The organism is Candidatus Accumulibacter sp. ACC012 (assembly GCF_907163155.1).
Lineage (GTDB): Bacteria > Pseudomonadota > Gammaproteobacteria > Burkholderiales > Rhodocyclaceae > Accumulibacter > Accumulibacter delftensis.
Window position 1 is genome coordinate 143,754 of the sequence record NZ_CAJQUC010000005.1, and the last position, 22,946, is coordinate 166,699.

General features: G+C 60.9%; 18 protein-coding genes, 1 tRNA gene and 3 pseudogenes. 11 read left to right on the plus strand and 11 right to left on the minus strand.

Going from position 1 to position 22,946, the window contains the following annotated elements:
* Window positions 1–417: 417 nt before the first annotated feature.
* Complete coding sequence (locus QZ648_RS08260; RefSeq protein ID WP_169068687.1) at window positions 418–1,860, plus strand: IS1380 family transposase; 1,443 nt, start codon at window positions 418–420, stop codon at window positions 1,858–1,860.
* Window positions 1,861–1,905: 45 nt separating this feature from the next.
* On the opposite strand, the gene QZ648_RS08265 is transcribed toward QZ648_RS08260, so the two are convergent.
* The 7 genes from QZ648_RS08265 to QZ648_RS08295 form a co-directional block, all read right to left on the minus strand.
* Complete coding sequence (locus QZ648_RS08265; protein ID WP_291996679.1) at window positions 1,906–2,589, minus strand: hypothetical protein; 684 nt, start codon at window positions 2,587–2,589, stop codon at window positions 1,906–1,908.
* Window positions 2,582–4,459, minus strand: coding sequence for an ATP-binding protein (locus QZ648_RS08270; protein WP_291996680.1), 1,878 nt, complete (start codon window positions 4,457–4,459; stop codon window positions 2,582–2,584). The genes QZ648_RS08265 and QZ648_RS08270 overlap by 8 nt, the downstream gene beginning before the upstream one ends.
* On the minus strand, window positions 4,452–5,963 hold the full coding sequence (locus tag QZ648_RS08275) for a class I SAM-dependent DNA methyltransferase (protein ID WP_291996681.1): 1,512 nt from the start codon (window positions 5,961–5,963) through the stop codon (window positions 4,452–4,454). Before QZ648_RS08275 ends, QZ648_RS08270 begins: the two co-directional genes overlap by 8 nt.
* Window positions 5,956–6,168 carry a hypothetical protein gene (locus QZ648_RS08280; RefSeq protein ID WP_291996682.1) on the minus strand — a complete coding sequence of 71 codons (213 nt, stop codon included), beginning with the start codon at window positions 6,166–6,168 and terminating at the stop codon, window positions 5,956–5,958. The genes QZ648_RS08275 and QZ648_RS08280 overlap by 8 nt, the downstream gene beginning before the upstream one ends.
* Entirely contained in the window at window positions 6,165–7,664 is a 1,500-nt protein-coding gene (locus QZ648_RS08285) for a class I SAM-dependent DNA methyltransferase (RefSeq protein ID WP_291996683.1), read from the minus strand. Before QZ648_RS08285 ends, QZ648_RS08280 begins: the two co-directional genes overlap by 4 nt.
* Window positions 7,665–8,008: 344 nt before the next feature.
* Window positions 8,009–8,102: transfer RNA gene (locus QZ648_RS08290), tRNA-Ser, on the minus strand.
* Complete coding sequence (locus QZ648_RS08295; protein WP_291996684.1) at window positions 8,102–9,382, minus strand: aspartate kinase; 1,281 nt, start codon at window positions 9,380–9,382, stop codon at window positions 8,102–8,104. Before QZ648_RS08295 ends, QZ648_RS08290 begins: the two co-directional genes overlap by 1 nt.
* A gap of 244 nt (window positions 9,383–9,626) precedes the next feature.
* Between QZ648_RS08295 and QZ648_RS08300 the strand changes: the two genes are divergently transcribed.
* A complete protein-coding gene (locus tag QZ648_RS08300; RefSeq protein WP_291996685.1) occupies window positions 9,627–9,932 on the plus strand; it encodes a helix-turn-helix domain-containing protein in 306 nt (101 codons plus the stop codon).
* 293 nt (window positions 9,933–10,225) lie between these two features.
* Here the strand turns inward: QZ648_RS08300 and recN are convergent, their stop codons facing one another.
* Both recN and QZ648_RS08310 read right to left on the minus strand, forming a co-directional pair.
* Window positions 10,226–11,881, minus strand: a complete 1,656-nt coding sequence (gene recN / locus QZ648_RS08305; protein WP_291996686.1) for a DNA repair protein RecN — start codon at window positions 11,879–11,881, stop codon at window positions 10,226–10,228.
* Window positions 11,882–11,904: 23 nt separating this feature from the next.
* On the minus strand, window positions 11,905–12,834 hold the full coding sequence (locus QZ648_RS08310) for an NAD kinase (protein WP_169066900.1): 930 nt from the start codon (window positions 12,832–12,834) through the stop codon (window positions 11,905–11,907).
* Window positions 12,835–12,909: 75 nt separating this feature from the next.
* On the opposite strand from QZ648_RS08310, the gene hrcA reads away from it, so the two are divergent.
* Complete coding sequence (gene hrcA / locus QZ648_RS08315; protein WP_169066899.1) at window positions 12,910–13,938, plus strand: heat-inducible transcriptional repressor HrcA; 1,029 nt, start codon at window positions 12,910–12,912, stop codon at window positions 13,936–13,938.
* A complete protein-coding gene (gene hemH / locus QZ648_RS08320; protein ID WP_169066898.1) occupies window positions 13,938–15,041 on the plus strand; it encodes a ferrochelatase in 1,104 nt (367 codons plus the stop codon). Before hrcA ends, hemH begins: the two co-directional genes overlap by 1 nt.
* A gap of 82 nt (window positions 15,042–15,123) precedes the next feature.
* On the opposite strand, the gene QZ648_RS08325 is transcribed toward hemH, so the two are convergent.
* A complete protein-coding gene (locus tag QZ648_RS08325; protein WP_169066897.1) occupies window positions 15,124–16,473 on the minus strand; it encodes a serine/threonine-protein kinase in 1,350 nt (449 codons plus the stop codon).
* A 181-nt stretch (window positions 16,474–16,654) separates the two neighbouring features.
* Between QZ648_RS08325 and grpE the strand changes: the two genes are divergently transcribed.
* The 7 genes and pseudogenes from grpE to QZ648_RS08340 all read left to right on the plus strand — a co-directional run bounded on the left by grpE (window position 16,655) and on the right by QZ648_RS08340 (window position 21,372).
* A complete protein-coding gene (grpE, locus tag QZ648_RS08330) occupies window positions 16,655–17,221 on the plus strand; it encodes a nucleotide exchange factor GrpE (protein WP_291996687.1) in 567 nt (188 codons plus the stop codon).
* Between the two features lie 97 nt (window positions 17,222–17,318).
* Window positions 17,319–18,008: an Hsp70 family protein gene (locus QZ648_RS24850; protein ID WP_366144087.1), complete on the plus strand. Its 690-nt coding sequence runs from the start codon at window positions 17,319–17,321 to the stop codon at window positions 18,006–18,008.
* A 16-nt stretch (window positions 18,009–18,024) separates the two neighbouring features.
* Window positions 18,025–18,252, plus strand: a pseudogene (locus QZ648_RS24855) (hypothetical protein); the annotation flags it as partial.
* A pseudogene (locus tag QZ648_RS24860) lies at window positions 18,176–18,519 on the plus strand (Hsp70 family protein). The pseudogenes QZ648_RS24855 and QZ648_RS24860, both read left to right, overlap by 77 nt.
* 215 nt (window positions 18,520–18,734) lie before the next feature.
* Window positions 18,735–19,004, plus strand: a complete 270-nt coding sequence (locus QZ648_RS24865; RefSeq protein WP_366144095.1) for a hypothetical protein — start codon at window positions 18,735–18,737, stop codon at window positions 19,002–19,004.
* A gap of 25 nt (window positions 19,005–19,029) precedes the next feature.
* Window positions 19,030–19,332: a hypothetical protein gene (locus tag QZ648_RS24870; protein ID WP_366144088.1), complete on the plus strand. Its 303-nt coding sequence runs from the start codon at window positions 19,030–19,032 to the stop codon at window positions 19,330–19,332.
* 1,692 nt (window positions 19,333–21,024) lie between these two features.
* On the plus strand, window positions 21,025–21,372 hold the full coding sequence (locus QZ648_RS08340) for a hypothetical protein (protein ID WP_291996688.1): 348 nt from the start codon (window positions 21,025–21,027) through the stop codon (window positions 21,370–21,372).
* 1,116 nt (window positions 21,373–22,488) lie between these two features.
* On the opposite strand, the pseudogene QZ648_RS24875 reads toward QZ648_RS08340, so the two are convergent.
* Window positions 22,489–22,946, minus strand: a pseudogene (locus tag QZ648_RS24875) (hypothetical protein); the annotation flags it as partial.

A 22,946-nucleotide genomic window follows, 5' to 3' on the forward strand; every position in this document is an offset into this window, starting at 1 on the left:
ATGTTCATTTAGCACGGATACCCGGGCTGTTCCACGCGACAGGTTCGCTCCTTCAGCCTCACTTGGAACTCGAACTGGCAGACCGACTACGCCTCTCAAAGCGACGACGATGTCACCACTGACTAGGCAGGATTCCGGGTGCTCATCAGCAATTTTCTTTGATGTCCGCTTGAGGTTTGAAAGCAGAATGCCCTCAGGGCCTGTCATTTCTGCTATGCGAACGTATGGAACCCCATCGTCGACGTCGGGGCCGGGGCTGTCGATTCCACGAACGATTGCTTTAGACATAGATTGAAGCGGTACCAAGCTCTCAATCGATTCAAATGTTTCATCTAGCCTGGATGTTGCATAAAGAGGGCGAGTAAGCACGTAAACATTTGATACAATTGGAGTTCTATAGAAACCAGTTCGTAAAAAATGCCTACCACTACTCGCCCAGCCTTGGATTTTACCCCGGAACAACTCCACCTCCCGCCCGCTGCGGGCTTCACGGTTCGCGCCGATTTCAGCGCCGGTGAGGTGTCCTCGGACCTGGGCGCCTTGGTGCTGAGCGCCGTCGATCGTCGCATCGGCCTGATCGATCGCCTGACCGGGGCGATTGCCGATTCCCGCGATCCTCGTTACATCACCCACCCGCTGCGCGATTTGCTGACGCAGCGCGTCTTTCAGATTGCCTGCGGCTATGAGGACGGCAACGACGCCAACGCCCTGCGTCATGACCCGCTGTTCAAGCTGGCAGCCGGGCGGGCACCGCTCGATGCCGAGCAGGCGCTGGCCAGCGGTGCCACCTTCTCGCGTCTGGAGGGCGCCGTGCGACGAAGCGACATCTACCGACTGGCGCAGGCTCTGGTCGAGCAATTCATCGCTGGCTACGCCGAAGCGCCGCGCACGATCACGCTGGATCTGGATCACACCGACGATGCCACCTATGGCCAGCAGGCCCTGTCTTTCTACAATCACCACTACGGCCACCACTGTTACCTGCCCTTGTTGGTGTTCGAGGCCCACTCCGGCGCTCTGGTGAGCGCCGTCCTGCGCCCCGGCAAACGCCCGACCGGCGCCGAGAACGCCATGATCATGAAGCGGGTGCTCACCGTGTTGCGGCGCCACTGGCCGCAGACCCATATCCTGCTACGTGGCGACGGCCATTTCTCCAATCCCGAGTTGATGGCGTTGATTCAGGCCGATGGCAATGCAGATTTCATCTTCGGCCTGGCCGGCAACCCGGTCCTCACGCGCCAGGCCGAGGGCTTGATGAAGAACGTGCGCGCACACGCCGCCTTGAATCGGGCGCTGGCCGCCCGGGGCCTGCGCCCGGCCGCCGCGGCGGTGCGCCATTTCGGTGAATTCGACTACCAGGCGCGCTCCTGGCCGCGCGCCTTCCGGGTGGTGCTCAAGGCCGAAGTCCTGACCGGTAGCGCGATCACGCCTGCCAAGGACAATCAGCGCTACGTGGTCACCTCCTTGCGTGGCCCCTCGCCGCGGACGCTTTACCAACAGGACTACTGTGGCCGCGGCCAGGCTGAGAATTTGATCAAGCAAGTGAAAAGCGATCTGAAATCGGATCGGACATCCGCTTCGTCCTTCCTCGCCAACTTCGCTCGCCTGCTGCTGAGCGCCGCGGCCTACGTTCTGCATCAGCAACTGCGCCACCTGGGGCTGCAAGGCACGCCGTTGGCGACGGCACAGCCCAAGACCGTCATCCTCGCGCTGTTCAAGATCGCCGTCCGCGTCAAACAGTACAAGGACCGGGTGCTGCTGCAGCTACCCAGCAGTTGCCCGCTCAAGGGGCTGCTGGCACAGCTCTGCAAGAGGCTTTACCCCGCCAAGCGGATGCGCCCCATGCCGGCTTCGCCATGAACACGCCACGTCTGGCCCACGAGAGGCAGCCACCCACCCTGACCATCAACCACTTCTCACGCTTCTCCCCGCTTGCGGGGTCGGGGGAACTATCGCCTGGAAATCGAAAAATGCGTAGTCAAGCCCCGGGGGAGGCACAGGGCAGCGTTTGTGCAACATCCGGGCTAGATATGCGTCCAGCGCGATCTGCGCGGCAGACCTGCACTCCACCGTCGAATCAATTGAAGCCTGCATAGCCGAAAGTAGTGAGCAAAGGCCGCTCTGGTCGAGTTCGCCAGCGGGAATCGAAAACTCGAAATCCGACAGGCTCGTCCAGTTCGTGCGCGGACTCAGCGATCCGGCCGATGTGCCCACCGCGTGATCAAGAAATGCATCGGTCTGGCAAATGAAAGGCAGCAGCTCTGGCAGCAGGAACTGCGCGTCCTTACTCTCCAGCACGTAGATGTCGCCGGAGCACACGCCAGCGAAGTCGGCCAATGCCACCTTGCGCTGATAGGCACGGCGCTTACCGAATAGCACTTGGCCTGGCTTGAAGACGCTGGTGAAGCTCACCCCGTCCACCACATTGCCCCAACGGCGAATCCGCAGATCTCCGGGCTCAAGATGCTCCAGGCCGACAAATCGATCGAGGCCATCGGCCAGAGGCTCGGCACAGCGCGCCTTGGACAGGCGCACTACTTCGCCGAACTTCACCTTGCGCCAGCCCGGCTTCAGAGGCTTCTCACCCATGATTGGCTTCTCCATCGTTGGTTGGCAGCACGTAGGCCTGGTGCGGGTGATTGGGCGACTCCGGGTAGAGCAGGCTCAGCTGCCCGATGTGCACCATGTCGCTCAAGTGCCTGTTGCGCAGATACTTGAGATCCTTGCCCAGCAGGGTGGCAAGTTCTTCGCCGCGCAAGGCGCGCCAGCGGCACAGGGTGCGAATCAGTGTGCGCAAGGCATTGGCGCTCAGACGCTGCCCCGCTTTCGGGAGGCGGGTGGCAAGCTCAGGTGGTAAGTCGGCACGTTGCAACTTACCACCTTCATCGTTGAACTTGCCACCTTCAAGAAGTTTAGGGTCGGTGTCGAACGGTAAGCGAGCCTGTTCAGGATGCAGGTCGGGAACCGCTTCTGGATTCTGTAGTGTGTAATACGTGCGGCTGCCACTCCCCTGTTTCTCCAGCAGGCCTCGGTCACGCAGGCGACGCAGCACCAAACTGGCGGATAAGGTATCCAGCCCCGAAAAATCCCGGCAGGCAGTGTTGTCCACAGCGCCGGTTTCGCGAGCGTAGATCAATACCTTGGCTTCTTCAGGATTGAGCGTTTCACCAACAACGGACTTGAGCCAGCGGTAATCTTCTTCGGTCAGCAGGTGGTGCAGGAACAGGATAGCCTTGAACTCGTTTCTCTGGCGATCCGAACTGAACTCCGGTAGGGGCAGGCCCGCTCCAGCAGACAGCCGGCGCATGGTGCGAATACCCGAGCCCTTGGTTTCCGCCCAGTGGAGGTCGTGCAGTACGGCGGCAATGGCTGGGTTGCGCAGGCGCGAGCCCGGTTTGCCCAGGTCGGCGACATCCTTCAGCGAGAAACCTGGATTGATGACTTCGATCCGATTGCTATACCGGATGATCTGCACCGGGCTGTGGATATGGTAGCTACGATGCATGGTGGCGTTGGCCAGAGCCTCACGGATGACTTTCCGGGGAAGGAGCGGTTCTTGCCGGCTTTGCAGTTCGCCTTCATCCAGGCGAAAGCCTTTAGGCAGTTCGTCGAGGATCGTGTTTTGCACTTGTCGTAGGGCGAGCAACAAGGGCTTGCGAACATCAAGTGTTGTGACGAAGCGATTGTCCGGGTCATCGACCCACTGCGTACCGGGCACCCGGATGTAATCCACGCGCAGTGCTGGCATCAGGCGCCGCAGCGCCAGCGCCTTGCCGAACATCACCACACCGGCGATGGTCGGCTTCAGTTCGCCATTGACGCGGCGCAGTGCGCAGATCGCTTCCAGCAAATCGTCGTCGCCATAGGCGAGTTCTTCTGCTCCGGGGTTGGCCTCGACTCGCAGCCGGCGGTATTCGGCGACCGCCTGAGGGTCGATATCGTCGCGAGAGGCATCCGCGATGACGGCCATGTCCGGACCGGTTTGCGGTTGCGTTTCTCCGCGTAGCACCCATAGGTCTTCATCGACACAGTGCTGATCGGTAGAGCCAATCCTCCGATAGGCGCCACGCGGCAAACCGGTCGCTTTGACATAAACCGGCTTCTGGCTGACATCGGACTCTGGCACGAAGACGACCAGGACGGCGCGCCCGTCCACCATTTCCATCTGCATTTCTGGACGCACAGCGACGTTCAATGTGCTCGCGCATTGGCTGGCCAGGTCGCGCTGGATCTTGTCAGGGTCGGCCAGGCCGAGAGGCCAGTACACAACGTCGCCTTTCTCGTCGGTTTTCCAGTCCGCCCCGAGAAGCAGGTAGCCGCCGCCGAGACCGGGCTCGTTGGCAAAGGCGATGACGGTTTGCATGATCGACTTGCCGATCTCGCTGGCACGTTTGGCTTCGATCTGGATGGACTCGTCGACTGCATTGAGTTCAGAGAAGAGGTCGCTTGCGTTACGCATTGGCGTCACCCTCGGTGGCAAGTTGGTCAAGCGTCTCGACCAGCGTGTCCATCTGCTGCCAGAAGACCCGGCCGTCGCTTTGCCATTGCTCCCAGGCCGCGGGCAGGCTCGCGGGCTGCCCATCGCCATCGGCGTTTGCCGCTACCTTTTTCACATAGAGCGGAATCGACAGATTGCCGGCGTTGGCGCCGATTTCCGCAAGCGTGGCGACCTTCGCAAAGCCCGCCACGTCGATGAAGGCCTGGTAGGCATGTAGGATTCGCTGCTGATGCTCTGGCTTCAGAAAGCTCTGCGCGCGCTCCCGCGTGACCGCATGCAGGGCGTCGATGAACAACACTTTGCCCTTGCGCGCCGCTGCTTTCCGGCGCCCGCAGACGACGATGCAGGCTTCCATCGGCGAGTTGTAGAAGAGGTTCGGTCCCAGACCGATCACCGCCTCGACCCAGTCCTGCTCGACCATTTTGGTGCGCATGGCTTGCTCTTCATTGCGGAACAGCACGCCATGCGGCCAGAGGACGGCGCAGCGGCCCTTGGCACTGAGGCTGGCGAGGATGTGTTGCTGGAAAGCGTAGTCGGCGCGGCCTTGCGGTGGCGTGCCGAGGAAATTGCGGCCCCAGCTGTCCGTCTCCCACGCCGCCCGATTCCATTGCTTGATCGAATAGGGTGGATTGGCGAGGACCACGTCGAACTTGCGCAGGCCGCCGCCCTCGATATGCCTTGGGTCGGCCAGGGTATCGCCGCGGATGATCTGGAAGTCTTCTACGCCGTGCAGGAAGAGGTTCATGCGGGCAATGCCCGAGGTGATAAGGTTGCGCTCCTGCCCGTAGAGTTTGAGCGTGCGGTATTCGCCGCCGCTGCGCTTCACTTCGACCAGCGCCGATATGAGCATGCCGCCGGTGCCGCAGGTCGGGTCGTAGATTGATTCGCCGGCCTGGGGGGCGAGTAGTTGCGTCATCAGATGGACGACGGTGCGGTTGGTGTAGAACTCGGCGGCGGTGTGGCCCGAGTCGTCGGCGAACTTCTTGATCAGGAATTCGTAGGCATTGCCGAGTTCGTCCTCGGGGACGTTGGCGACCGACAGGGTCTGGGTGGAGAAGTGCTCGATCAGGTTCTTGAGCGTCGCGTCGGGCAGGCGCTCGCGGTTGGTCCACGGGGAATCGCCGAAAATGCCGGCGAGCAGGTCAGGGTTGGCGGCCTCCAGCTGGCGTAGTGCGGTCTGGATGGCCTGGCCGACATTCTTCGGCTGCTGACGGACATCATTCCAGTGCGCACCCTCCGGGATCTGGAAGCGGTGGTTCTCGGCGAACTCGGCATAGGAGAGATCGCCATCGGAACCGGCCAGGGCCGCCTGATATTCTTCGTCCCAGGTATCCGAGACGCGCTTGAAGAAGAGCAGCGGGAAGATGAACTGCTTGTAGTCGCCGGCGTCGATCAGCCCACGCAGGAGGACCGCTGCACCCCAGAGGTAGGATTCGAGTGCCTGCTGGGTGATGCGCTCAGACAAGTTTCACCTCCCGGCGCGTGATCCGCCACTCGTGCGCGCACGCGGTGCACCTGCGCTCCGGTCCTTCCAGGTCGATGCAGCAGCCGCCGAGCGCCACTTCACCGCGTTCGGCCATTTCGAATGCTTCGTAGGCGGGGTATCCATAGAGGATATCGACGCCGGTCTTCTGCCGGCAGGCGGGGCAGATGTATTTCCTGAACTTCATTGCAGCCAGCCTCCCTCGGTCATGACCCTGGTCAGAAGGTCTTCGGCCTCACGGCAACGGGCGAGTGCCGCCTTGAACGCCGCGATGGCTTCCGGCAGCGGCGGGATGTCGTCCTGCAGGGGTGGCAACACGTAGCGCGAGATGTTGAGTGTCCAGTCTTCGGCCTTGATCTCATCGAGGCTGACCACCCGAGCGGCATCCGGCACATCTTCGAATGTCTGGAACCAGCCTTGAATCTCCAGGGCGTGCTCGGCTTGCAGGTAGTTCTGTGCCCGGCCACGTCGGAACAGGCGCGAGGCGTCGGCAATCAGGACTTTCTGGCGGCGTTGACGGGGCTTCTTCTGGCGCAGGACGAGAATGCATGCAGCGAGACCGGTGCCATAGAAGAGGTTGGGCGCCAGACCGATGACCGCCTCGATCAGGTCCATCTGCAGCAGTTTCTGGCGAATAGCCCCCTCGGCGCCTTTGCGAAACAGCGCACCCTGCGGCAGCACGACAGCCATGCGTCCGGTGACCGCAGCCATCGACTTCACCATGTGCTGCACCCAGGCGAAGTCACCCGAACTAGATGGGGGCAGGCCGGCGAAGTTACGCCCGAAGGGATCCTTGATCCACAGTTCTTCGCCCCATTTTTCGAGGGAAAACGGTGGATTGGCGAGCACGCAGTCGAAATTGGCGAGGCGATCGCCGTCGAAGAAGACCGGCTTGCGCAGGGTGTCGCCGCGCACGATCTGGAAGTCCTCGATACCGTGCAGGAAGAGGTTCATGCGCGCGATCGACGAAGTGGTGAGGTTCTTCTCCTGGCCGAAGAGCTTGCCCCACAGCCGCTTCACGTCACCGTGCCGGTCCCTGACGTGCTGCACGGCAGCAAGCAGCATGCCGCCGGTTCCGCAGGCCGGGTCGTAGATGGTCTCGCCCTCGCGCGGATCGAGCATGTCGATCATCAAGCGGACAATGCTGCGCGGGGTGTAGAACTCGCCGGCCTTCTTGTTGGTGGCGTCGGCGAATTTCTTGATCAGGTATTCGTAGGCATCGCCGACGACATCGCTGCTGATGTCGAGATTGCCGAAGGAAAGCCGGGAGAAGTGCTCGATCAGGTCTTTGAGCAGGGCGTCTGACAGCCGCTCCCTGTTCGTCCACTGAGCGTCGCCGAAGACACCGTAGAGGGTGTCGGGGTTGGCCTTCTCGATCTCGCGCATCGCCCGCTGCAGGGCATTGCCGACGTTGCTGGCGACGGCGCGTACCTCGTTCCAGTGGCATTCGTCGGGAATCTGGAAGCGGTGCGACTCGGGGAACCAGGCCAGTTCGGCATCACCGGTGTCGGCGACGATTTCGTCATACTCTTCGTCCCAGACATCGCAGATTCGCTTGAGGAACAGCAGCGGGAAGATGTAGGTCTTGAAGTCGGCCGCATCCACTGGACCGCGAAGGATGTTGGCAGACTCCCAGAGGTGGGACTCCAGTTGCTCAACGCTAACGGTCTGTTTCTGCCCCATCACTCGCCAGTTGTTGTTCTTGTGCCGGCGGCCATTATCCCACTAGAAAAGCGCACCAGATGAGCCCCATTTCGCGTTGGAGTACCTCTCTGACCCAAAGCACATGCGCGAAAACTGACCCGTCAGCCCATGTCAGTTTCTGAAGCAAAAACAACGACGTAAAAGTTATACACTAAATTCGCGAAGTCACGGGGTTTCGAGAGAAACGGCCCGTAAGACGCCAAAATCGGCCAGAAATGACATTTGTGGGGGGGCGAGGTCAACAGGTATAAACGAAAAACCCCGCAGAACACGGCGTCCGGCGGGGTGATCGTTTTTGTCGCAGAGCTTTGCTGCGACGTTCCTGGCGGAGACGAAGGGATTCGAACCCTTGATGCAGGTTTATGCCCGCATGCTCCCTTAGCAGGGGAGTGCCTTCGACCTCTCGGCCACGTCTCCTAGGAGGGCGTGATGATATCGGTTTCGTCACGTCCGGTCAAACCCAACTTCGACTTTGGCGGCTTCTCCAGGCCGAAGGCCTTGTGCAGGACGCGCACGGCAAGTTCAAGGTACTTTTCCTCGATGACGACCGAGATCTTGATTTCGGATGTCGAGATCATTTGCAGGTTGATGCCTTCCTTGGCCAGCGCGCCGAACATCTTGCTGGCGACTCCGGGGTGCGAGCGCATGCCGACGCCGACGGCGGAGACTTTGCAGGTGCCCGTGTCGCCACTGAGGTCGCGGGCGCCGATCTTTTGCCGCACGGTTTCTAGGATGGCGAGGGCCTTGCTGTAATCGCTGCGGTGGACGGTGAACGAAAAGTCGGTGGTGTCGTCACGGCCAATGTTCTGGATGATCATGTCGACATCGATGTTGGCGTCGGCGATCGGCCCGAGGATCTGGTAGGCGATGCCGGGGCGGTCGGGAACGCCGAGCATGGTCAGCTTGGCTTCGTCACGATTGAAAGCGATGCCGGAAATGACGGGTTCTTCCATGGTCCTTTTTTCCTCAACAGTGATCAGCGTGCCCTCGCCTTCGTCCTCGAAGCTCGAAAGCACACGCAGTTTGACTTTGTACTTGCCAGCGAATTCGACCGAGCGGATCTGAAGCACCTTGGAGCCGAGGCTGGCCATTTCGAGCATTTCCTCGAAAGTGATGGTGTCCAGTTTGCGTGCTTCCGGCTCGACGCGCGGGTCGGTGGTGTAGACGCCGTCGACATCGGTGTAGATCTGGCACTCGTCAGCCTTCAGTGCAGCGGCCAACGCAACGGCCGAGGTGTCCGAGCCGCCGCGGCCCAGAGTGGTGATGTTGCCGTCTTCATCGGCACCCTGAAAGCCGGCGACGACGACCACGTTGCCCTCGGCCAGGGCTTTGCGAATTCGCGTTTCGTCGATCTTGAGGATGCGCGCCTTGGTAAAGGCGCTATCGGTCAGCACGGTGACTTGCGAGCCGGTGAAACTCCTGGCTTTAAGGCCTTCGGCATGCATGGCCATGGCCAGCAGCGCGATGGTCACCTGTTCTCCGGTCGAGGCGATGACGTCGAGTTCGCGCGGGTCGGGCGAGGGCGAGATCTCCTTGGCCAAGGCGATCAAGCGGTTGGTTTCGCCGGCCATTGCCGACGGAACGACGATCACGTCGTGCCCCGCCGCCTGCCAGCGAGCGACGCGTTTGGCGACGCTTTTGATACGATCCGTCGAGGCCACCGACGTACCACCGAACTTCTGAACTATCAGTGCCATTGCCAATCCAATTCGAGGTCCGAAAAAACCGCTATTCTAAAGCATTGCTTGACACGGCGGCAAAGAGCCGCCGGCCCTGATGAGCCGATCGGCATTAGTCAAATGTTCTAATCAAATGCCACTTGCAATTCTGTTTGATTCGCCTATAGTGTGCCGTGTATTACTTGGGTCAGAGGGTGTCGATCTGTGGCAGGAAGCGGGTTGCCTGCTGGTTCGCGTAGAGTCATCGTACGAAAGGATAGCTATGAGCACCGTCAAAGTCGTCGAGAGGGTCGATCCTCGCGAAATTCGCCGCAAGCTTGGCCTCAATCAGCAGCAGTTCTGGTCAAAAATTGGCGTGACGCAAAGTGGTGGTTCGCGCTACGAGAGTGGCCGCAACATGCCAAAGCCGGTACGTGAGTTGCTGCGCCTGGTGCATGTCGAGCAAATCGATATTCAGCGCCTCAAGCGCGAGGACTTCGAGGTCGTCGAGTATCTGAAGGCGGAAGACCCCGAACAATTCAAATCCCTCAAAAAAGCAGCCAGAGGCAAGGTCAAGAAGGCTGTTTGAGCCTGGCTTGGTGGCTTGGCGGCGCCGCTGGTAGCGCCGTTTCCGGACGTGATCCGGGTTTTCACGAAGGTGGTCAACTGCTGGCTGCTCGCCGGGCGGCGAGCGCCACCGCCCGGGTGTCCCGGAAGCCAGGTTTCCCGCAAGATTTCCCGAAGCGCGTGCCGTTCAGGGTGAACTCGTTACGCGAAGCCCTTGCGCGGGGGCCCGGCGCAGGCGTTTGGAGTCCGGGCGGTGAGCGCTGCAAGGCGTTCCGGAGTGCGCCTCGCGCCTGGTCTTCGGTCTTGTTCTCCTGGTCAGGGAAGTTGCAGCATTTCCTTGGCGTGCTGGCGAGTGATCGGCGTGATTTCTATGCCGCCCAGCATGCGGGCGATCTCTTCGATACGTGCTTCGGCTCCAAGTGTGCTGACACGGCTACGTAGCTGACCGGCCTCGGAGACCTTGCTGACTTGCCACTGCCAGTTGGCGCGTGCGGCGACTTGCGGCAGATGCGTCACGCAAAGGACTTGTCGTTCGGCACCCAGTTCGCGCAGGAGGCGGCCGACGACCTCGGCGACGCCGCCGCCAATGCCCACGTCCACCTCGTCAAAGATCAGTGTCGGGACGCTTGCCGCCTGACTGGTGACTACCTGGATGGCCAGGCTGATGCGCGACAACTCGCCGCCCGAGGCGACCTTGGCCAGGGAGCGCGACTCATTCCCGGCCAGCCCGGCAATGCGAAACTCGATCTGCTCAAGTCCGGCGGCGCTGCCGCCCTCGATCGGCAGCAGCGCGATGTCGAAGCAGCCGCCGCCAAGTGCCAGTTGCTGCATCACCTGGCTGACTTCGCCGCCCAGGGCCAGGGCAGCGCTTGCGCGACTGGCGGACAGCCGCCGAGCCAGTTCACCGTAATGCTTGGCCGCCGCTTCGACGCGTTCGCTCAGCCCGGCGAGGTCGGCGGCATCACCAAGTACCGCCAATCTCTCCTGCCAGCGCGCCAGCAAGGCCGGCAGTTCGTCCGGAGTGCAGCGAAATTTTCGCGCACAATCAAGGACGGCTTCGAGGCGGCTTTCGACGTCCGTCAGGCGCTGCGGATCAAGCTCGACGCGGTTGGCGTAGCGGCGAAGTGCCGAGATTGCTTCGCTGAGCTCCGCCTGCGCCGACTGCAGCAGAACGGCGACTTCAGAGAGAGCGGGGTCGTATTCGGAGAGGCCATCGAGCCGACTGGCGACTCTGGCGACTTGCGCTTCGCATGCTGCATCGCCTTCGGCGAGCACCTGCAGCGCGAACTGGGCGCCTTCACCCAGGCTTGCTGCGTGTGCCAGGCGCTTGTGCTCGTCGTTCAGTGCCCGCCATTCTTCGCTCGAGAAGCCGAGCGCTGCCAATTCTCCCAGTTGCCAATCCAGCTGCTCGCGTTCGGCGGCCAAGGCTTCACTGCCCTCGGCGGCGGCGTCGAGGCGGTTCCTGGCGTCGCGCCATTGCCGCCAGGCGGTGGCGACTTCAGCCAGCAGGGCGTCGAGCCGGGCGTGCGAATCGAGTAGTGCGCGTTGGGCGTCGCCGCGCAGCAGCGACTGGTGGGCGTGCTGACCGTGGATGTCGACCAATCCTTCGGCGACCTCGCGGAGCTGCGCCTGGGTGACCGGCGAGCCGTTCAGGTAGGCGCGCGAGCGGCCGTTGGCATCGAGCACGCGGCGCAGCAGCAGACCGTCCTGGCTATCGATATCGTGCTCTCGCAACCATGCGGCGGCCGCCGGAGACTGGTCGAGATCAAACTCGGCGCCAATCTCGGCGCGTTCGCTGCCGGCGCGTATCAGGCTGGCGTCGGCGCGCTCGCCAAGGGCAAACGCCAGCGCGTCGACAAGAATCGATTTGCCAGCGCCGGTTTCTCCGGTGAGCGTGCCGAAACCGCCCTGGAACTCGAGTTCAAGGCGATCGACCAGTACAAAGTCGCGAATTGTCAGCCGGCGTAGCATGATGGGGTGGTCGCAGGAATTGCCTAGTGCTCCTTTGGTCGCTCGCTCCAGTGGAGCTTCTGACGGAGCATGGCGAAGTAGCTGTGGCCGGGTGGATGCAGCAGGCAGATCGAATACTCGGAGCGACGGATGCGTACGCAATCGCCGTTCGTGAGGTCGACTGTCACCTGGCCGTCGAAGTGCACGCGCGAATCGGTGCCATGAACGATGCGGATCTCGATCTCGTTGCGATCACCAACGAGGATCGGCCGGTTGGTCAGCGCATGCGGGCAAAGCGGGACCAGCGCGATCGCCGAAACCTGGGGATGCAGGATCGGGCCATTGGCCGATAGCGCGTAGGCTGTCGAGCCGGTGGAGGTGGCGACAATCAGGCCGTCCGCGCGCAGGTGGTAGATGAATTCGCTGTCAACGAAGAGCTCGAATTCGATCATTCGGCCGATGGCTCCCTTGTCGACGACCACGTCGTTGAGCGCCAGGTGAGGGGCGCCGACAGGGCGTTCGTCACGCAGCACCTCGGCTTCCAGGAGCATGCGCGTTTCGGGAACGAATTTGCCGTCGAGCAGGTCGTCCATGGCCGCCAGCATGTCGTTGCGCGAGATGTCGGTCATGAAGCCCAGGCGCCCCTGGTTGACCCCGACCAGGGGCACGCGATAGCGGGCCAGCTGGCGTGCGGCGTTGAGCATGGTGCCGTCGCCGCCGGCCACGATGGCCATATCGGCATGCGCGCCCAGCCAGGCAAAACTGCCGCTCGCCCAGCTGCGCAGGTCAAGTTGCGAGACGACGTTGCGTGCAGTTTCCTCCTCGATCAGGACCGTCATGCCGCGTTCGTGCAGGTATCTGGCCAGCATGCGGATCGATTCGGCAATATCCTGACTATGATACTTGCCGATCAGCGCAATGGTCTTGGGCAGATTCGCGCAATCGGTCGATTCGTGAGGAAAGACATTGTTCATGGCGTCAATTAGACCACAATTCAGCTTTCATCCGCGGCGCCCCCGCGAGCGGGGAATTTTTGTAGAATCCAAGCCATGCTAGACGAACGCGCCAGAAGGCTGCTCAAGACGCTCATTGAACGTTACATCGCGGACGGGCTGCCGGTCGGGTCGCGTGCCTTGTCAAAGTACTCCGGCCTGGACCTGTCGGCAGCGACCGTGCGTAACGTCATGGCTGACCTCGAAGAGAATGGCCTGATCGCCAGTCCGCATACCTCGGCCGGACGTGTGCCGACCTCGCGTGGTTACCGTTTCTTCGTCGACAGCCTGCTCACCGTCGAGCCGCTCGAGAAAGAAAAGATTGACGCCATCGAGGGGCAGCTTTTGCTCTCGCAACCGCGGCAGCTGATCAGCAATGCTTCGCGCCTGCTCTCCGGCTTGAGTCACTTTGCGGGTATCGTCATGACGCCCAGGCGGCGGGTGCCGAGGATTCGTCAGATCGAATTCGTCAGTCTGTCGGAAAAGCGCATTCTGCTGATCCTGGTGACGGCCGACGGTGACGTGCAGAATCGCCTGCTCTTTCCCGGCCGCTCATATACCCCGTCGGAACTGGTTACGGCAACCAATTACCTGAACCAGCATTTCATCGGTGGCGATTTCGAGCATATTCGCCTGCGTGTCCAGGAGGAGCTGCTGCGCTTGCGTGGCGATCTGCAGTCGCTGATGGCCGCCGCGCTGGCCGCCGGTGACGAGGCGATGAAGGGCACGGACGAGCGCTATATCATCTCGGGTGAGCGTAATCTGCTCGAAGTCGAGGAGTTCTCGTCGAACATGAAGCGGCTGCGCGAGTTGTTCGACCTCTTCGAGCAGCGGACTTCGCTGATGCAGTTGCTCGATCTGTCGCATCGCGCCGACGGCGTGCAGATCTTTATTGGCGGCGAATCGGGCCTGGCACCCCTCGATGAATGCAGTGTGGTTACCGCGCCTTACGAGGTCGACGGTCAGATCGTCGGTTCGGTGGGTGTGATTGGTCCCACCCGCATGGCCTACGACCGCGTCATTCCGATCGTCGATATCACCGCCAAACTACTTTCTTCCGCGCTCTCTTACCAGGCCAATTCCTGATGCCTCGTTATCTCCCCGAGCCGGCTTACGGTCATGGTTCGCCGGCAAGAACTGCCGTTTTGCTGATCAATCTCGGCACACCCGACGAGCCGACGGCGCCGGCGGTGCGACGCTACCTCAAGGAATTTCTTTCCGACGCGCGCGTCGTCGAGATTCCACGCCCGCTCTGGTGGCTGATCCTGAATGGGATCATTCTCAGAGTGCGACCGCGACGGTCGGCCGAAAAATACGCGTCGATCTGGACGGCCGCTGGCTCGCCGCTGAAAGTGTATGTCGAGCGGCAGGCGAAGCTGCTGCGTGGTTTCCTGGGACAGGCAGGGCATCAGGTGGTCGTCGACTACGCCATGCGTTACGGCGAGCCGTCGATTGCGGCAACCCTCTCGCGACTCAAGGCCGCAGGCTGTACGCGGATTCTGCTGCTGCCGCTCTACCCTCAGTACGCGGCAAGTACCACCGCCACCGCCATCGATGCCGCCTGCAGCTGGTTACAAAGTGTTCGCAACCAGCCGGAAGTGCGCTCGGTCCGGAGTTTCGCCGACCATCCCGGCTACATCGCGGCGCTCGCGGCCAGTGTTCGCGAGCATTGGGCGAGCAGTGGGCAGCCGGGCGATTCGTATCGGCTGATCATGAGTTTTCATGGGCTGCCGCGCTACACCCTGGACAAAGGCGATCCCTACCACTGCGAGTGCCAGAAGAGTGGCCGCTTGCTGGCCGAGGCGCTTGGTCTTGCTGCGGGGCGCTATCAGATCTGCTTTCAGTCGCGCTTCGGTCGCGCCGAGTGGTTGCAGCCGTATACCGCGCCGACTTTGAAGGCGCTCGGTAAAGAGGGTGTGCAGCGGGTCGATGTGATCTGTCCGGGTTTCCCTGCCGACTGCCTGGAGACGCTCGAAGAGATAGCCATCGAAGGGCGCGCCGAGTTCCTCGGCGGCGGCGGCAAGGAGTTCCACTACCTGCCGTGCCTCAACGACCGCGACGACTGGATTCGCGCCCTGGCCGACATTGCCGAAACGCAGCTGCGCGGCTGGCCGACGCAACTCGCACCGGAGGCGGCCGGCCTGGAACTCAGCGCCCTGCGTGCCAAGGCTCTGGGAGCGTCATCCTGAGGGCGGCGCCAGCGCGCCCGGTGCCATCCATCCTCTCAATACGCTTCCGCGACATCGACAGCGCGCCGTGCCAAATTTCTGTCTAGAGCAATTGCAGCGGCGGCGTCAGTCCTAGAGAGGAGGCCGAAAGGCTGCCCTGGACGGCGGTCTGGCCAAGCTTGGCGAGGACTTTGTTGGCTTCGCGCAAGCGGCGGAGCACATTGGTCACGAGAACTTTGTTGAAGCGTTCGCGCAGTTCGTCGGAAGCCAATTCCAGCGCCGCGCTGTTGATTTCGAGGAATAGCGTGGCTTCCAGAGTGACTACGGTGGCGTGCCGCAGGGTGTCAGTGGGATGCATGAAAGCCATTTCGCCGATCACGTCGCTCGAACCCAGTCGGCAGATGACCCGCCCGTTGTTTGATACTTCGACGAAGCCGTCAATGATCACGCCGAACTTGCGGTGATTGTCGCCTTCGCGGATCAGGGTGACCTTCTCCGATATCTCCCGCCACCTGCTGATGCGCAGCACTTCCCAGAGCTCGATATCCTCGAATTCAACGAAGAAGTCGAGCTTGCGCAGCCTTTCGAAGTGGGTCAGATCCTGTTGGGTCTGGTCTTCGTCGAGCATCTGGTAACGCACCGCCGAGAGATCCTTGGCGAACGCGGCACCATTGCGGTAGCGGCTGTAGAGGTCTTTTTCAAGAGATTTCTTGATGATTGCATCGAGGCCAGCCGGCAGGTTGGGGTTCAGCGCACAAACCGACGGCGCATCCATGTTGACGATCTTGTAGACCAGCGTCGCAGGATTGTTGGCACGGTACGGTAGCCGCCCGGTGAGTAGCTGAAACAGTAGTACGCCCAAGGAGTAGAGGTCGGTCTTGTGATTGAGCGGGTAGTTCTTGACCTGTTCGGGAGACATATAGGCGGGTGAGCCGACGCCCATGACGAAGGTCGAGTCCTGGCCCATGTCCTTGTGCAGGTTCAGCCCCAGGCCGAAGTCGGTGATGCGCGGATTGTCGTCGGCGTCGAGCAGAATGTTGGCCGGCTTGATGTCGCGATGGACGACGCCCTGGTGGAAAGCGTGATCAAGCGCCAGGCAGCACTTGAAAATGATGCCGATGACGCGGTGCATCGGGAGCAGGCGGTTGATCGAGCAGAAGCGGTCGAGCGCTCCGCCGTCAACGAATTCCATGACCAGGTAGGCTTGGTCTTTCTCGACGACGGCGTCGTACACCTTGACGATGTTGGGGTGATTGAGCCGTCGGCCGATCGCGTCCTCGGTCTGGAAGATCTTGCGCAAGCGCCGTGACATCGCTGCGCTATCCTTGCCAAAGCGGATCAGCTTGATGGCGACCTGACGAGTTGCGTCCGGATCCTGGGCCAGATAGACGACCGCTGTCGCACCCTTGCCGAGCGTGCGAATAATCTGATATTTGCCGATTTTCTCCGTCATGCGAGTACCAAGTCCTGTTGGGGGGACTAGAGACAATTGAGATGCTGCTAGGGAAACAAGGCGCTGAATGAGCAATTATGCGCGAATTGCGGTGGCCTTCCACCTCCTCAAGCAGATAAAAAGCCCTTGAAATCGAAAAACTCGCCCCAACCTGCCTGCAGTTTCTGGGAGATCATCATCTATGCAAGTAAACGACACACCGCCTGACGAGAGCAACGCGGCGCCCGAAGCCACGGAGCCTGTTGAAGTGATTGCCGAAAGCGCGCCTGCGGAAGGCCGTGCGCCGAGTTTTGAAGACGCCTTGCGTCAAGCCGAGCTGAAAGCCGCCGAGCATCACGATGCCTGGTTGCGTGCCAAAGCGGAAACCGAGAACGTGCGCCGGCGAGCCCAGGAGGATATCGCCAAGGCTGCCAGGTTCGCCATCGAGCGCTTCGCTCGCGAACTGCTGGCGGTCAGGGACAGCCTGGAAATCGCGCTGGCGACCGACACGCAGAGCGTCGACAGCCTGCGCGCGGGAAGCGAAGTCACCCTCAAGCAACTGGTCGCCGCTTTCGAGAAGTCGGCGTTGAAAGAAGTCAATCCGCTCGGCGAGAAGTTCGATCCGAACCTTCACCAGGCGATCAGCGTCGTCGAATCGGAGCAGGAGCCGAACACTGTGGTTACGGTCTTGCAGAAGGGCTATCTGCTGGCCGAGCGCGTGTTGCGTCCGGCGATGGTTGTCGTCGCCAAGGCCAAGGCCGAGGGTTGAAATTCCTGCGATAAGCCCCAGTTTGGGTTTGTCAACAGACATTCAGCCAGTGGGCGGATGTCGTCACAATTTACCGAAATATTGAAAGGATTCTGCTATGGGCAAGATCATCGGCATTGATCTGGGCACAACCAACTCCTGCGTTGCCGTTATGGAAAACGGCAAGCCGAAGGTTATCGAAAACTCCGAAGGTGCGCGCACCACGCCGTCGATCGTTGCTTACGCCGAGGACGACGAAATTCTCTGCGGTGCGCCAGCCAAGCGGCAGGCAGTCACCAATCCAACCAACACGCTGTACGCGATCAAGCGCCTGATCGGTCGCCGCTTTGAAGAGAAGGAAGTGCAGAAAGACATCGCGCTGATGCCTTTCAAGATTCTCAAGGCTGACAATGCCGACGCCTGGGTCGAGGTGCGCGGCAAGAAGATTGCTCCGCCGCAGGTTTCCGCCGAAGTGCTGCGCAAGATGAAGAGGACCGCTGAGGACTACCTCGGCGAGGAAGTGACCGAAGCGGTGATCACCGTGCCCGCCTACTTCAACGACAGCCAGCGTCAGGCGACGAAAGACGCCGGTCGTATCGCCGGGCTGGAAGTCAAGCGCATCATCAACGAGCCGACCGCCGCGGCGCTGGCTTTCGGGATGGACAAGAAGCAGGGCGACAAGAAGATCGCGGTCTATGACCTCGGCGGTGGCACCTTCGACGTTCGATCATCGAAATCGCGCAGGTCGAAGGTGAGCACCAGTTCGAGGGTCTTGTCCACCAACCGGCGACACCTTCCTCGGCGGTGAAGACTTCGATCAACGCCTCATCGACTACATCATCGACGAGTTCAAGAAAGAGTCGGGGGTTCAACCTGAAGGGCCGACGTGCTCGCGCTGCAGCGCCTCAAGGATGCTGCCGAGAAAGCCAAGATCGACTCTCTTCCGGCCAGCAGACCGAAATCAACCTGCCGTACATCACGGCCGACAGTTCCGGACCCAAGCATCTGACCTTGAAGATCACCCGCGCCAAGTTCGAAGCTCTGGTCGATGAACTGGTCGACCGTACCATCGAGCCCTGTCGTATCGCCCTCAAGGATGCCGCTGCAAGATAGGCGACATCGACGACGTGATCCTGGGTCTGTGGCCATCGCGGATGCCGAAGGTGCAGGAAAAAGTGAATGCTTTCTTCGGCAAGGAACCGCGCCGCGACGTCAATCCGGATGAAGCCGTCGCCGTCGGTGCCGCCCATTCAGGGCGGCGTGCTGCAGGGCGAGGTCAAGGATGTCCTGTTGCCGACGTGACGCCGCTGTCCCGCTGAGTATCGCGAACGCTTGCGGCGTGATAACCAAGCTGATCAGAAGAACACCCACCATCCCTACTAAGGCGTAACCATGTTTCTCGACGGCCGATGACGGCAATCGGCGGTTCACCATTCATTTCTGCAGGGCGACGTGAAATGGCCAACGGCAACCAGAGCCCTCGGACCGTTTCAAACCTCGCGGACATCCCGCGGCGCCGCGTGGCATTCCACAGATCGAAGTCCACTTTCGTATCGACTCCAACGTCATTCTGCATGTCTGCGGCGAATGTACAATGCGACCGGCAAGGAGAACAGATCACGGAAATCCAGATCCCCTCTTCCGGTCTAGCGAGGAAGAATTGCAGCGCACTGCTGCCGGATGCCGAAGTGCACGCCGAAAGGAACCGCAAGGCGCAACGACTGCCGATACGGCGTCATCAGTGCGACGCATGATCCATCTCGGTCAAGAGTCGCTGCCGAGTACGGCAAGGACTTATCGATGACGAGAAGGGCTTGCATGAAGGCTGCATGAAGAAGCCGGAAGAATCCATTCGTGGCGACGACGTCGCGAGCATCAGGCAAAAACCGAGGCCTCTTCGGCACTGGTGTGGCGCGCAAAAACTTGGCGAGAAAATGTACGCCAAGCAGCAGGCCGATACTGCTGGCGGCGCGGCCGATCAGGAAATGCTCCGGAGCGGATTGCCGCGGGTGAATGGCGAGAAAGGACGACGCGACTTGTCGATGCCGGAGTTCACGAAGTCAAAGACAGAATTAGTCATCCTGCTGCGGGCGGGGCTGTATAATGCGCCTCGCTCCCCCACACGTGCTTGAGAACGATGGCTAAACGCGACTTTTTACGACATTCGGGCGTCACTCGCGACCGCTCCGTCGATATAGAAGATCCTAGCGCAAGCTGGCGATGAAAGCACCATCCGGACCGCAATCCGAATAAGCCCAATGCCGATGATCAGTTCAAGGAAGCCACGGAAGCCTACGATTACTCTCCGACCCTCAGCAGCGGTGCGCCTACGACCAATCGGTCACGCCGGTAGTGCGTACTCCCCATTCATTCATGGCGGCGGTGGCCCTGGCGGTTTCCCGACGCCTTGGCGGTATTTTTCGCGAGTCTCGCGTGTCGCGGGGCGGCGGCGTTCGAATATCTATCGCGCGCGACCTGCGCTAACAACCTCGAAGAGGTCACCCCTCGAGCAGGCTGGCTTTTGCACCGAAACCAAATTCGCATTCCGACCATGGAGGTCTGCGCTGCTGCCTCGTAGCGTCGCCAAGTCCCGGTCACGCAGCCGAAGACTGCCCGACCTGTCAGTTGGAGTGCCCAGTTCGCGTTTTGCAGCAGGCTTTTTTCCGATCCAGCAAACTGGTCCGAATTTCCATGCACCGGTTCGTGTTCATTGCCGACCCCTGCTCTCCCTGTCAGGGCGCGGGTCGTGTACGCACACAAGACGCTGCGCCGTTCAAGAATCATCCCGTCGCGAGTCGGAGACTAGGGCGAGCGCATACGGCTCTCTGGCGAGGGTGAGCACGGCTTCAACGTGTGGGTCGTCGGGAGACCTCTACGTCCAGATTCACCTCAAGGCGCACCCCCTTTTTCCACGTGAAGCAGAGCGATCTGCAGTTGTGAAATGCCGATCAGCTTTACGACCGCCGCTCTCGGTGCGCTATTGAATCCCGACCCTTTTACGGTGCGGCTAAGGTCATTATTCCTGCGGAAACCATCCGATAAGGTTTTCGTCTTGCCGAAAAGTCATCAGAGTGTGCTACCATGCGCATGGACCTGCTGTGTCACGTGTGGTCGAAACGCCGGTTCATCTGACCGACCGTCAGAAGGAGTTGCTGCGCGAACTCGAATAGTCGAGCGCAGGAAAACTCGGGCCGTCAAATCCTCGCGCCAAATCCTGATGATCGGTGCGCGACTTCTTCGCGGCGACCTGATCGCGCTTTTCCGGTGTGCGGGTCAGCGCAGGCCTGTGGCCGGCTTGTCCTGCGCTTCTGCGAAACGGGGGTCGAGCGGCCCTTGTCTCCGGAATGCCAATTCCATAAGCTTGCAATAGATTCTTCGACTCGTTTCTTGGCAGTCCATGTAAGCCGCCTGTCATTTTTTCCCTTGCAATCCTTCCTTGTTTGGTCGAACTGTCCACAGCCGACTGGACTCGCACCAGGAGGAGGGTCTGCGTAGGAGGTTTGCAAAGGTGCTGCTGTCGCTCTGTTGAGTTGCTTTGGTAGGCGTCCTTGCGGCGAGCTGGGTGAACCGCCATAAGCATCCTGATTGGCATGACGGCGCCGTTTTCTGCCCCAATGGCGCCTTACGGACTGGATTAAGCGCGTCATCCAGGCTATTTCCGTCAATCAATGAACCTGGCCCGATCGACGGCAGAATCTTTGTCGCCTGCGGGTCTTGCCGACGCTACGAGACCGAGCTCTGCGGTGGCTAATACCACGCCTTGATCAACACGGAAAATTCTTCGCCTTGCTCGCTCCTACGGGGCGAGCCCGACGACCGCCGCCATGAACGAGCCTTTCGGGATTGGCCCGCTGCCGCTGATAGGGGCCCTTCGGTGTTGGATTTCGATCCGTCAGTCGACGAAAGGGCATCCGAACATCTGTTACATGTTCATCTCCGTGCGCAGCTACGCGAAACGAAACAGAAGCCCTGGTCCATCATCTGTTTCGCTGGGCATCAAGAACATTGCCGTTCTGTACCAAACGATGGTTTTGGCAATTCGGCTGGAGGCGTGGTGCAGCGCACGAAGAAGGCATCAACTGACGCCGTCGGTCGGTTGCGACCGTCGAGCGCAACTCGTCCGAGTCGCTCAGGCCGTGCAGCAGAGCGCCGCGGTCAAGCCGCCGCGGTGATCAATGGGTGACGTAGCTTACAACCCACGCAGCTTTTTGGTCCGGCCCTGAATAATGGCCGATCACTGCCGCAGTCATGACCCTTTCTCCGTTTTGGCGCGCCGATTCTGTGCAGGAGCTTGGCGATGCGGCGCGCGGCATCCGGGGCATCTCGCAGGCAGCGTCGCCGTGGAGCGATACGCCGCGGCTGGCGCAACTAGTAATACATAAGTTTATCGGTCCGCAGGAATCCTTCCTACTATTGCCTCGAGCTATGCGATGGCCAGAGTGCTGGTCGAAGCGAATTCCGCAGAAACCGGCAAGGAGCCGACTCGCGAAGGGCTGGATCAACGCCCTCGAGAGCATGCACAACCTCGACCTGGGTCGGTTCTGCGTCAGCTATTCGGCAATGGAAGCGCTGCTCCGGCTTTGGTCGACCTGACCGTTATGACCATGGGCGCATCATGCATTAGCTTCTCCGGGTTCGTGACTCGGTGACTAGAGCGTCGCCATGGTTTTCCGGTCGCGCCATCCCTATGACGACAACCGGCCGCCATCACTCGCCGCGATGCGAATCTGCGGCCGCGAGTCCTTTTTCTTCTTGGCGGCAAGGCGCTCGGCGGATTGCGTGCTTCGATGTGTCTCGACGCGCCGGTCTCCGTCCTCCGGCTCGCTGCTTGGCTCGCTTGCAGGAAAATCTGTGATTCGCGCGTCAGCATGCCGACAGACCCGCCAGCCCGCGCAATTGCCCGGCCACCGCCGTGTACTTTGCTAGCGATTGGTTCGGCAGCCATCGAAAAGTGCCGCGCAGGCTTCTGGGGGTTGAAGTCCGCCATTCATTGCTCTTGCCTGGAAGCGCAAGGCCTGCGCTCTTCCAGTCGATCCTGGCGACAGCATCGGCGTTCCCCCACTGCTCCTGAGCTCGCCCGTATAGAGTCGCTCAAGGCCTGACTGCATCGTCGAGATGGATCTGTCCCCCCTAGTAGTTGGACGGGCTGCGTGAATTTGCCGCACGTGAATAATCGGACACTTCGGGCGTGCGATTTCTTGAGAATCTCCCTGATCGTGGAAGTTGCCAAGCGACGTCGACATTTTGCTTTTTCGGCGACCCGAACGAAGCCGGTAGCATCCAGTAGTTCACCAACTTGCAGGGATGGGCGCCCATCGATTGCGCGATCTCGTTCTCTGTGGTGGGGAAACGCAGATCCAACCTCCGCGTGGATGTCGAGTGCTTGCCGAGCCGTCCGAACTCATCGACCGACACTCGATATTCCACCCTGGGCGCCCTGCCCCCCGTCGAAGGCAGAAAGCTCGTTCTGCGGCGTTTTTCCAGAGCACGAATCCGAGCGGGTCTTCCGTGGCGCTGTTCTGACTTCGACTCGTTTCGCATCCCGCAGGTCGTCGCTCGTTTTGCCGAAATCTTGCCGGTACCCATCGAACTGCGCACCGAAAAGTTTCTCTCACGTCGCCGTCCTTGACTGGATCTAGCGAGGGCCGTTTTTTTTCCAGTTGCTCCCTCAAGTCGAGCACATGCGGCAACATAGCTGTGGCGCGGGGTTCATGATCCGGCGGTTCGACACCCGAGGGGCCGCGCT

Coding starts and splice junctions, on each gene's coding strand:
- QZ648_RS08260 (WP_169068687.1), top strand. CDS start 418: ATGCCTACCACTACTCGCCCAGCCTTGGATTTTACCCCGGAACAACTC.
- QZ648_RS08265 (WP_291996679.1), bottom strand. CDS start 2,589: ATGGGTGAGAAGCCTCTGAAGCCGGGCTGGCGCAAGGTGAAGTTCGGC.
- QZ648_RS08270 (WP_291996680.1), bottom strand. CDS start 4,459: ATGCGTAACGCAAGCGACCTCTTCTCTGAACTCAATGCAGTCGACGAG.
- QZ648_RS08280 (WP_291996682.1), bottom strand. CDS start 6,168: ATGAAGTTCAGGAAATACATCTGCCCCGCCTGCCGGCAGAAGACCGGC.
- QZ648_RS08285 (WP_291996683.1), bottom strand. CDS start 7,664: ATGGGGCAGAAACAGACCGTTAGCGTTGAGCAACTGGAGTCCCACCTC.
- QZ648_RS08295 (WP_291996684.1), bottom strand. CDS start 9,382: ATGGCACTGATAGTTCAGAAGTTCGGTGGTACGTCGGTGGCCTCGACG.
- QZ648_RS08300 (WP_291996685.1), top strand. CDS start 9,627: ATGAGCACCGTCAAAGTCGTCGAGAGGGTCGATCCTCGCGAAATTCGC.
- recN (WP_291996686.1), bottom strand. CDS start 11,881: ATGCTACGCCGGCTGACAATTCGCGACTTTGTACTGGTCGATCGCCTT.
- QZ648_RS08310 (WP_169066900.1), bottom strand. CDS start 12,834: ATGAACAATGTCTTTCCTCACGAATCGACCGATTGCGCGAATCTGCCC.
- hrcA (WP_169066899.1), top strand. CDS start 12,910: ATGCTAGACGAACGCGCCAGAAGGCTGCTCAAGACGCTCATTGAACGT.
- hemH (WP_169066898.1), top strand. CDS start 13,938: ATGCCTCGTTATCTCCCCGAGCCGGCTTACGGTCATGGTTCGCCGGCA.
- QZ648_RS08325 (WP_169066897.1), bottom strand. CDS start 16,473: ATGACGGAGAAAATCGGCAAATATCAGATTATTCGCACGCTCGGCAAG.
- grpE (WP_291996687.1), top strand. CDS start 16,655: ATGCAAGTAAACGACACACCGCCTGACGAGAGCAACGCGGCGCCCGAA.
- QZ648_RS24850 (WP_366144087.1), top strand. CDS start 17,319: ATGGGCAAGATCATCGGCATTGATCTGGGCACAACCAACTCCTGCGTT.
- QZ648_RS24870 (WP_366144088.1), top strand. CDS start 19,030: ATGAAGAAGCCGGAAGAATCCATTCGTGGCGACGACGTCGCGAGCATC.
- QZ648_RS08340 (WP_291996688.1), top strand. CDS start 21,025: ATGAACGAGCCTTTCGGGATTGGCCCGCTGCCGCTGATAGGGGCCCTT.